The sequence below is a fragment of the Pseudomonas sp. GZD-209 genome (genome assembly GCF_049310485.1).
GTDB lineage: Bacteria > Pseudomonadota > Gammaproteobacteria > Pseudomonadales > Pseudomonadaceae > Aquipseudomonas > Aquipseudomonas sichuanensis.
In genome coordinates, this window is record NZ_JBMOWQ010000064.1 from 1 (window position 1) to 9,007 (window position 9,007).

Genomic DNA, 9,007 nt, shown 5'->3' on the forward strand with positions numbered 1-9,007 from the left:
GTGTGTCTCCCCCCCTCCTCCAAAGTCCTTTTTTCCTGCGTTTTTTCCCCCCCCCCCCCCCCCCCCGCGATGGCGTCAGCGCCAACAACAAAAAACCCGATGCCAGTCGCCCGGCATCGGGTTTGTTTCAAGCCACCTCAGCGCTTACTTGGCAACAGTGCCAGCCGCACCGTTGGCCTGCGAGCCACGCTTGCTCTTGAGCATGTAGGCCACATACATCACCACCAGCCATACCGGCATCGCATACACCGACACCTGAATGCCCGGGATCAGCAGCATGATGCCGAGGATCAACACCACGAACGCCAGCACCACATAGTTGCCATAGGGGTACCACAGCGCCTTGAACAGCGGCTTCTGGCCGGTACGGTCGAGGTGCTGGCGGAACTTCAGGTGCGAGTAGCTGATCATCGCCCAGTTGATCACCAGGGTGGCCACTACCAGCGACATCAGCAGCTCCAGGGCATTCTGCGGCATCAGGTAGTTGAGCAGCACCGCGATCAGGGTCACGGCCGCCGAGACCAGGATCGAACGCACCGGCACACCGCGCTTGTCCACCTTGGCCAGGGCCGCCGGGGCATCGCCCTGCTCGGCCATGCCCAGCAGCATACGGGCGTTGCAGTAGGTGCCGCTGTTGTAGACCGACAGTGCCGCAGTCAATACCACGAAGTTCAGCAGGTGCGCGGCCACGTCACTGCCCAGCAGCGAGAACACCTGGACGAACGGGCTGCTGCCATAGCTGCCGCCGGAGGCGTCGATGCTGGCGACCAGGGTGTCCCACGGCGTCAGCGACAGCAGTACGACCAGGGCACCGACGTAGAAGATCAGGATGCGGTAGATGACCTGGTTGATTGCCTTGGGGATCACGGTCTTCGGCTTGTCGGCCTCGGCAGCGGTGAAGCCGAGCATTTCCAGGCCACCGAAGGAGAACATGATGAACGCCAGGGCCATCACCAGGCCGCTGACCCCATTGGGGAAGAAGCCGCCATGGGCCCACAGGTTGGTGACTGTAGCCTCAGGGCCACCGCTACCGCTGGTCAGCAGGTAGGCACCCAGGCCGATCATGCCGACGATGGCGGCCACCTTGATGATGGCGAACCAGAACTCGGCCTCGCCGAAGAACTTCACGTTCATCAGGTTGATGGCGTTGATCAGCAGGAAGAAGCCTGCCGCGGTGACCCAGGTCGGGATCTCCGGCCACCAGTAATGGACGTACTTGCCCACCGCCGACAGTTCCGACATGCCGACCAGGATGTACAGCACCCAGCAGTTCCAGCCCGACAGGAAGCCGGCGAAACCGCCCCAGTATTTGTGCGCGAAGTGGCTGAAGGAGCCGGCCACCGGCTCCTCGACGATCATCTCGCCCAGCTGGCGCATGATCATGAAGGCAATGAAGCCGCAGATGGCGTAGCCGAGGATCATCGACGGACCCGCGGATTTCATCACGCCGGCCGAGCCGAGGAACAATCCGGTGCCGATGGCGCCGCCCAGGGCGATCAGCTGGATATGGCGGTTCTTCAAGCCACGCTTGAGCTCGCCAGACTGTGAGTTATGTCCACTCATGAACGAAGTCACCTGCTTGTTTTTATCTGTGACGGAATCGGACCCACCGCGCTCGTGGCGCAGCGGAATGGGCAAGGTGGTTACCTTGGGTTCTTGGACGGGTCTGTCGCGGTGGGCACCGGGGCCCAGGGCAAATCAACCGGGTGTCAGCAAGAGTGCGCGGTACGCAAGGGGGTCACAGGTAAAACGCGGCGCATTGTATACCCCTGCAAACGCGCAGGCGTCAACGCGTTGCATCGTTTCCTGTGGAAAAAACGCAGCGGTCCTGGGGCGAAGGCCTGAAAAGGCGGAGTGATCGGCGTACATGGCGCCTCCATTTGTTGTTCTGTTACCGGGCTCTTTGGCCAGGCGTTGCACACGGCAATGGCGCTATATCAACGTGTGGGCAGGGTTTGGACAAGGGGGCGGATCGAGGCTGGAAGGCCCTGGGACGGTGGGTGCGGCAAGTTCTGTTTACAGAGACAGGAAAAATCGGGTTTGGCCGGGAATTTTGCCGTGATTTGTAAAAAAATCTTTACGATGCGGTCTAAAAACTTTCCACTTGTGAGGGAAATTTCTTTGAGATCAGCTATTTGCCGCTATCTTGCGGCCACGTGCCTGGCCTTGCCTCTTTAGGGTCGCGTCAATTCGCCGGGCACAAAAAAGCCAGCCCGAAGGCTGGCTCTTTCGCTACACGGGCCGATCAGCCACGCGGCTTGCCGCGACCACGGCCGGCCGGCTTGTCACCGTCCGGGCGGGCGGGGCGCTTGCGCATGTCGCTCGGTCGCTCGGCCACCGCGCTGCCACGGTTGCCTTTGCGCGGCGCAGCCTCTTCACGCGGCGCACGCGCCGGACGCTCAGCCTGACCTTCGCCGGCCGGACGCAGGGTGCGCACACGCTCGCCACGGCCCAATGGACGGGTCGACTTGCGCTGCATGCGCTCCATCTTGTCCTTGGCCTTGAGGTTCAGCGTTGGCAGTGCCACCGGCTGCAGACCCACTTCGGCAGCCAGGATATCGATCTCGCCCTGGCTCATTTCGCGCCAGCGGCCCATCGGCAGGTCGGAGTTGAGGAACACCGGGCCGAAACGCACGCGCTTCAGGCGGCTGACCACCACGCCTTGCGATTCCCACAGGCGACGCACTTCACGGTTACGGCCTTCCATCACCACGCAGTGGTACCAGTGGTTGAAGCCTTCACCACCCGGGGCCTTCTGGATGTCGGTGAACTTGGCCGGGCCGTCCTCGAGCATCACGCCAGCCTTGAGGCGCTCGACCATGTCGTCGTCGACCTCACCGCGCACGCGCACGGCGTACTCGCGGTCCATCTCGTAGGACGGGTGCATCAGGCGGTTGGCCAATTCACCGTCGGTGGTGAACAGCAGCAGGCCGGTGGTGTTGATGTCCAGGCGGCCGATGTTGATCCAGCGGCCCTCTTTCGGACGCGGCAGGCGGTCGAACACGGTCGGGCGGCCTTCCGGGTCGTCACGGGTGCAGATTTCGCCGTCGGGCTTGTTGTACATGATCACGCGGCGGGTCGCCTCGGCGGCCTCGACGCGCTTGATCAGCTTGCCGTCAACGGTGATGGCGTCGTGCAGGTCGACGCGCAGGCCCAAGGTGGCCTCGACACCGTTGACCTTGATACGGCCCTGGCTGATCCAGGCCTCGACGTCACGACGCGAGCCCACGCCAATGCGTGCCAGCACTTTCTGCAGCTTTTCGCCGGACGGAGGGGTGGGTTGTTGGTCCTGCAGGTCTTGCTCACTCATCTGGGCACCTCCCGGTGTATTAGTGAAAGCGGTTTTTGGCAACGGATGCGCCAAAGGGGCGCGCATCATACGCGGTTCGGCGCGGGAACGCACTGGAGGGTAGGCTGTTTTTTGAGGCTGGGGTAGGCTTTCTGCCAGATGGCACTTCATTGCTCGCGCCGGCCTCTTCGCGGGTAAACCCGCTCCCACAAGTTGCGCGTGGCCCCCCGTGGGGGGGGGTTTCCCCGCGAAGAGGCCGACGCAGCAGACACATGGGCATCAGGGCTCCAGCTTGGCTTGCGCTTCAGGCTCTTCACGCAAATCATCGAAATCAGTCTTGAGCCCCTCTTCCATCGCATCCAGCTCCACCAGCAGCGAGCGGAAGCTGGTTTCATCCTTCGGCACTGGCGCTTCCCCCTCCTCATCCAGGCTGGCATCGGCCAAGGCCTGCAAGTGCGCGGGCACCGGCGCTTCGTCCGGGTCGTCGAGTGGCGCCTCTGGCTCCAGCTCACGCAGCTCGGCCAGCGCCGGCAACTGATCGAGGCTCTTGAGGTTGAAGTGATCGAGGAAGGCCTTGGTGGTGGCGAACATGGCCGGTCGCCCGGGCACCTCACGGTAACCGACGATACGGATCCACTCGCGTTCCATCAGGGTCTTGATGATGTTGCTGTTCACCGCCACCCCCCGTACATCCTCGATCTCGCCACGGGTAATGGGTTGGCGATAGGCGATCAGCGCGATGGTTTCAAGCAAGGCACGGGAATAGCGCTGCGGGCGCTCTTCCCATAGACGGCCGACCCAAGGCGCATAGCTTTCGCGAATCTGCAGGCGGTAACCGGTGGCGACCTCCTTGAGCTCGAAGGCGCGGCCATTGCAAGACTTGCCGAGCACCTCCAGGGCTTTCTTGAAGACAGCCGGCGCCGGGCGCTCGGCCTCTTCGAACAGTTCGTACAGGCGCTCGAGGGATTGCGGCTTGCCCGAGGCGAGCAGGAAAGCCTCGATCAGCGACGCGAGTTCACGGGGTTCGTTCAGGTTCATGGGGTTGTCAGGTCACTCTGCCCGGGCGCGGACGTGGATCGGGGCGAAAGCCTCATTTTGCACCAGTTCGATCAGCGATTCCTTCACCAGCTCAAGAATCGCCATGAAGGTCACCACCACCCCGAGCTTGCCTTCCTCGGCGCTGAACAGCTCGACGAAGGGCACGAACTCGCCGCCCTTGAGGCGTTCGAGCACCTGGCTCATACGCTCGCGGGTAGACAGGGCCTCGCGGGTGATCTGGTGGCTTTCGAACAGGTCATTGCGGCGCATGACCTCGGCCATGGACAACAGAATCTCTTCCAGGGCGACATCGGGCAGCAGCTTGCGCACCTTGGCCTGGGGCGCCTCCAGCTGCGGCACCAGCACTTCACGGCCAACCCGTGGCAACACGTCGATGCCCTCGGCGGCGGCCTTGAAGCGCTCGTACTCCTGCAGGCGGCGGATCAGCTCGGCGCGCGGGTCGCCCTCGTCCTCCTCCACTTCGGCGGAGCGCGGCAGCAGCATGCGCGACTTGATCTCGGCGAGCATCGCAGCCATCACCAGGTACTCGGCGGCCAGCTCCAGGCGCACGTTCTTCATCAGCTCGACATAGCTCATGTACTGGCGGGTGATTTCTGCCACCGGGATATCGAGGATGTCGACGTTCTGCTTGCGAATCAGGTACAGCAGCAGGTCCAGCGGGCCTTCGAAGGCTTCGAGGAAGACCTCCAGGGCGTCCGGCGGGATGTACAGGTCGACCGGCATTTCGGTCAGGGCTTCGCCATAGACCAGGGCCAACTGCAGCTGGAAAGGCGTCTCGGCCTCGCTGGCCGGCGCCTCGGGCGCTTCCACCTGGCTCACGCGTTGGCCAGGAATGGCGCAGGGTCACCGCAGCCTTCGCGGATCAGCTCGGGCTCATCGCCGGTCAGGTCGATCACCGTGGACGCCTTCAAATCGCCAAAGCCACCGTCGACGATCAGGTCGACGTGGTGCTCCAGGCGCTGGCGAATCTCGTACGGATCGGTCATGGGCTCTTCATCGCCCGGCAGGATCAGGCTCACGCTCATCAAAGGCTCGCCGAGCTCTTCAAGCAGCGCCAGGACGATCGGGTTGGACGGCACGCGCAGGCCGATGGTACGGCGCTTTTCGTGCAGCAGCAGGCGTGGCACTTCGCGGGTGGCATTGAGGATGAAGGTGTAAGGGCCTGGGACATGAGCCTTGAGCAGGCGGAACGTCGCCGTGTCGATCTTGGCGAAGGTGCCCATCTGCGACAGGTCGCAGCACAGCAGGGTGAAGTTGTGGTTCTTGTCCAGCTGACGCAGGCGGCGGACACGCTCGATGGCATTCTTGTCGCCGATCTGGCAGCCCAGCGCATAAGCCGAATCGGTGGGATAGACCACCACACCACCCTTGCGGATGATTTCGACGGCCTGTTTGATCAGCCGCGCCTGCGGGTTTTCCGCATGAATCTGGAAAAATTGGCTCACGAAGTCGTCCTGTTCATACCGCCATAGGCTGTTCATGTCGGAATCGGCGCCACAGGGGTGGCAAGTCCTCAGGCAATGGCCGGTAGGCACCGATCTCGCCCCAGGTGCCAGGGCCGTGGAAATCACTGCCAGCGCTTGCCAGCAGGCCGAACTCACGGGTGAGGATGGACATCGTCCCCACCTGCTCGGGCGGCATCATCCCATTGACCACTTCCAGTGCCTGCCCACCTGCCTGAATATAGTCGGCAATCAGCCGTCTGCGCTTGCTGCGGGTCAGTTCGTAGTGCATGGGATGAGCCAGGCTCACCCACGCATTGGACTGGCGCAGCGTGGCGACGGTTTCCTCGAGTGTCGGCCAGTGCAGCTTGACGTCACCCAGCTTGCCGGCGCCCAGCCACTTGCGAAACGCTTCGCCGCGGTCCTTGACGAAGCCTGCGCGCACCATGAACTCGGCGAAATGCGGGCGTGCCGGGGCGTTGCCGCTGTCGCCCAGCTCCTGCTGCACCGCCCGCGCACCTTCGAGCGCACCGGGCATGCCTTTGGCGGCCAGCTTGCGATCGATCTCTTCGGCGCGCAGCCAGCGGCCACGGTGGAGGTTTTCGATGGCTTCGAGCAACGGTGGTGCATCGAGGGGGAAGTCGTAACCCAGCACATGGATGGTTGCGCCGCCCCAGGTGCACGACAGCTCCACGCCACTGACCCAGTGCATGCCGTTGTCGAGGCAGGCCTGGCGGGCCTCGGGCAGCCCCTCGAGGGTGTCGTGGTCGGTGAGCGACAAGGTCCGCACCCCATGCTCATGGGCCCGGGCAACCAGTGCCGTGGGCGACAGGGCGCCGTCGGAGGCCGTGCTGTGACAGTGCAGATCAACATTCATGGTGGAGCGCTTTCGCCGGAATCGATGTTTGTTATTATGCCGTCACATCCCGCTTCTGGCTGCCACTGTGAAACAATTCATCGATTTCATCCCGCTGCTGCTGTTCTTCATCGTCTACAAACTGGACCCGCGCCCGGTCGAATTCGCAGGCCACAGCTTTGAATTCGGCGGTATCTACAGCGCCACGGCGATGCTTATCCTCAGCTCGCTGGTGGTGTACGGCGCGCTGTTCCTGCGCCACCGCAAGCTCGAGAAAGGCCAGTTGCTGACCCTGGTCGCCTGCCTTGTGTTCGGTGGCCTGACCCTGGCCTTCCACAGCGAAACCTTCCTCAAGTGGAAGGCGCCGGTGGTCAACTGGCTATTTGCCCTGGCCTTCGCCGGTAGCCACTTCATCGGTGACCGGGTGCTGATCAAACGCATCATGGGCCACGCCCTGACACTTCCAGAAACAGTCTGGACCCGCCTGAACCTGGCATGGATCGTCTTCTTCCTGGTCTGCGGCGCCGCCAACCTGTTCGTCGCCTTCACCTTCCAGGCCTTCTGGGTCGACTTCAAGGTGTTCGGCAGCCTGGGCATGACCGTGATCTTCCTGGTGGCGCAGGGTGTATACCTCTCGCGCCACCTGCACGACACCGACCCCTCCACTTCCAAACCCAAGGACTGACATGCTCTACGCCATCATCGCCAGCGACGTCGCGAACTCCCTGGAAAAACGCCTGGCCGCCCGCCCCGCCCACATCGAGCGCCTGCAACAGCTCAAGGCCGAAGGCCGCGTGGTGCTGGCCGGCCCGCACCCGGCCATCGACAGCAACGACCCCGGCGCCGCCGGCTTCAGCGGCAGCCTGATCGTCGCCGAGTTCGAATCGCTGGCCGCCGCCCAGGCCTGGGCCGACGCCGACCCGTACATCGCTGCAGGTGTCTACGACAAGGTCGTGGTCAAGCCGTTCAAGCAAGTCCTGCCGTAAGAGTAGTTGTTGTGGGTGCAGCTTCGTGGGGGGGGGGGGGGGGGGGGGGGGGGGGGGGGGGGGGGGGGGGGGGTGGGGGGGGGGGGGGGGGGGGGGGGGGGGGAGGCGGGAAAAGCCAAAAAAGCCCCGCGATTGCGCCAGTCCAAGCTATCGCTATCGCGGGGCAAGCCCGCTCCCACACAACTGCTCCCAGCTACACCCCCGCGCTGCACTATTCATAAATTGCGACGACCGGCCGACAACCTCCTGAACCGACAAGAATCAGGAGTCCCAATGCGTCAAGGTCCGATGTCCGTGCTGCTTTGCCTGTTGCTGCTATCCCCTTTCGCCGTGGCCGAACAGCCGTTGTCGCTGGAAGCCGGGGCGCGAATCACCGAGCTGCAGCAGCGCCTGGAAGAGAGCGAGAAACAACGCACCCTGCTGGCCCAGCAAATGCAGAGCCAGGACAGCGAACGCGAGAGCGCCCAGCTGAGCCGCCTGCGCCAGGACAACCAGCGCCTGAAGCTGGCCATCAAGGAGCTGCAGGCCGGGGCCAATCCGGTGCAACGCCTGCTCACCGACCAGCAACAATGGTTCCTGATCGGTTCGGCCGTTGCACTGTTGTCGGTAGTCTGCGGTATCTTAGCCAGCGGCGGTCACAGACGACGCCGGCAATGGTTGAATTGAGTGAGACATGAGCGAGCTGTTACTGATTGATGATGACCAGGAGCTGTGTGAGCTGCTTGGCAGCTGGCTGACCCAGGAAGGCTTCGAGGTGCGCGCCTGCCACGATGGCCTGAGTGCGCGCCAGGCCCTGGCCGACCACGCGCCGGCAGCGGTGGTGCTGGATGTGATGCTGCCCGACGGCAGCGGCCTGGAACTGCTCAAGCAGCTGCGCAACGAACACGCCGACCTGCCGGTGCTGATGCTCTCGGCCCGTGGCGAGCCGCTGGACCGCATCCTTGGCCTGGAGCTCGGCGCCGACGACTACCTGGCCAAACCCTGCGACCCCCGCGAGCTCACCGCTCGCCTGCGCGCAGTGCTGCGCCGCAGCCACCCCAGCGCGCCCACCTCGCAGATCGAGGTCGGCGACATGGTCTTCAGCCCGGTACGCGGCGTGGTCAGCATCGATCAGCGCGAGATGACCCTTACGCTTTCCGAGAGCCGCATCCTCGAAGCCTTGCTGCGCCAGCCCGGTGAACCGCTGGACAAGCAGGAGCTGGCGCAGATCGGCCTGGGCCGCAAGCTCACCCTCTACGACCGCAGCCTGGACATGCATGTCAGCAACTTGCGCAAGAAGATCGGCCCGCACGCCGACGGCCGGCCACGCATCGTCGCGCTGCGCAGCCGAGGTTACTACTACAGCCTCTGACAGGATTCACAGTGGGAGCGGCGG

General features: G+C 63.8%; 10 protein-coding genes. 4 read left to right on the forward strand and 6 right to left on the reverse strand.

The genetic code is table 11. The features are described from left to right. Window positions 1–144: 144 nt before the first annotated feature. From ACO6VM_RS09670 to ACO6VM_RS09695, 6 genes are all read right to left on the reverse strand, one after another. Window positions 145–1,563 (reverse strand): amino acid permease, encoded by a 1,419-nt coding sequence (locus tag ACO6VM_RS09670; protein WP_401056493.1) that lies wholly within the window; start codon window positions 1,561–1,563, stop codon window positions 145–147. A 682-nt stretch (window positions 1,564–2,245) separates the two neighbouring features. Next, window positions 2,246–3,310: a 23S rRNA pseudouridine(2605) synthase RluB gene (rluB, locus tag ACO6VM_RS09675; RefSeq protein ID WP_390967225.1), complete on the reverse strand. Its 1,065-nt coding sequence runs from the start codon at window positions 3,308–3,310 to the stop codon at window positions 2,246–2,248. A gap of 258 nt (window positions 3,311–3,568) precedes the next feature. Beyond that, window positions 3,569–4,327: an SMC-Scp complex subunit ScpB gene (gene scpB, locus ACO6VM_RS09680; protein WP_401056495.1), complete on the reverse strand. Its 759-nt coding sequence runs from the start codon at window positions 4,325–4,327 to the stop codon at window positions 3,569–3,571. Window positions 4,328–4,339: 12 nt separating this feature from the next. After that, entirely contained in the window at window positions 4,340–5,038 is a 699-nt protein-coding gene (locus ACO6VM_RS09685; RefSeq protein WP_401056777.1) for a segregation and condensation protein A, read from the reverse strand. Window positions 5,039–5,163: 125 nt separating this feature from the next. Beyond that, on the reverse strand, window positions 5,164–5,793 hold the full coding sequence (locus tag ACO6VM_RS09690; protein WP_401056497.1) for an L-threonylcarbamoyladenylate synthase: 630 nt from the start codon (window positions 5,791–5,793) through the stop codon (window positions 5,164–5,166). Window positions 5,794–5,806: 13 nt separating this feature from the next. Continuing rightward, window positions 5,807–6,667, reverse strand: coding sequence for a PHP domain-containing protein (locus ACO6VM_RS09695; RefSeq protein ID WP_125465045.1), 861 nt, complete (start codon window positions 6,665–6,667; stop codon window positions 5,807–5,809). Window positions 6,668–6,734: 67 nt separating this feature from the next. Between ACO6VM_RS09695 and ACO6VM_RS09700 the strand changes: the two genes are divergently transcribed. From ACO6VM_RS09700 to ACO6VM_RS09715, 4 genes are all read left to right on the forward strand, one after another. Continuing rightward, entirely contained in the window at window positions 6,735–7,331 is a 597-nt protein-coding gene (locus ACO6VM_RS09700; protein WP_110991936.1) for a septation protein A, read from the forward strand. A 1-nt stretch (window position 7,332) separates the two neighbouring features. Then, window positions 7,333–7,632 (forward strand): YciI family protein, encoded by a 300-nt coding sequence (locus ACO6VM_RS09705; RefSeq protein ID WP_110991937.1) that lies wholly within the window; start codon window positions 7,333–7,335, stop codon window positions 7,630–7,632. Between the two features lie 273 nt (window positions 7,633–7,905). Next, window positions 7,906–8,298 (forward strand): translation initiation factor 2, encoded by a 393-nt coding sequence (locus tag ACO6VM_RS09710; RefSeq protein ID WP_125859566.1) that lies wholly within the window; start codon window positions 7,906–7,908, stop codon window positions 8,296–8,298. 7 nt (window positions 8,299–8,305) lie between these two features. Next, window positions 8,306–8,983 (forward strand): response regulator transcription factor, encoded by a 678-nt coding sequence (locus ACO6VM_RS09715; protein ID WP_422403188.1) that lies wholly within the window; start codon window positions 8,306–8,308, stop codon window positions 8,981–8,983. Window positions 8,984–9,007 lie beyond the last annotated feature (24 nt).

Excerpts from the sequence above, each read along its gene's own strand:
- ACO6VM_RS09670 (WP_401056493.1), bottom strand. The coding sequence starts at position 1,563 with ATGAGTGGACATAACTCACAGTCTGGCGAGCTCAAGCGTGGCTTGAAG.
- rluB (WP_390967225.1), bottom strand. The coding sequence starts at position 3,310 with ATGAGTGAGCAAGACCTGCAGGACCAACAACCCACCCCTCCGTCCGGC.
- scpB (WP_401056495.1), bottom strand. The coding sequence starts at position 4,327 with ATGAACCTGAACGAACCCCGTGAACTCGCGTCGCTGATCGAGGCTTTC.
- ACO6VM_RS09695 (WP_125465045.1), bottom strand. The coding sequence starts at position 6,667 with ATGAATGTTGATCTGCACTGTCACAGCACGGCCTCCGACGGCGCCCTG.
- ACO6VM_RS09705 (WP_110991937.1), top strand. The coding sequence starts at position 7,333 with ATGCTCTACGCCATCATCGCCAGCGACGTCGCGAACTCCCTGGAAAAA.
- ACO6VM_RS09710 (WP_125859566.1), top strand. The coding sequence starts at position 7,906 with ATGCGTCAAGGTCCGATGTCCGTGCTGCTTTGCCTGTTGCTGCTATCC.
- ACO6VM_RS09715 (WP_422403188.1), top strand. The coding sequence starts at position 8,306 with ATGAGCGAGCTGTTACTGATTGATGATGACCAGGAGCTGTGTGAGCTG.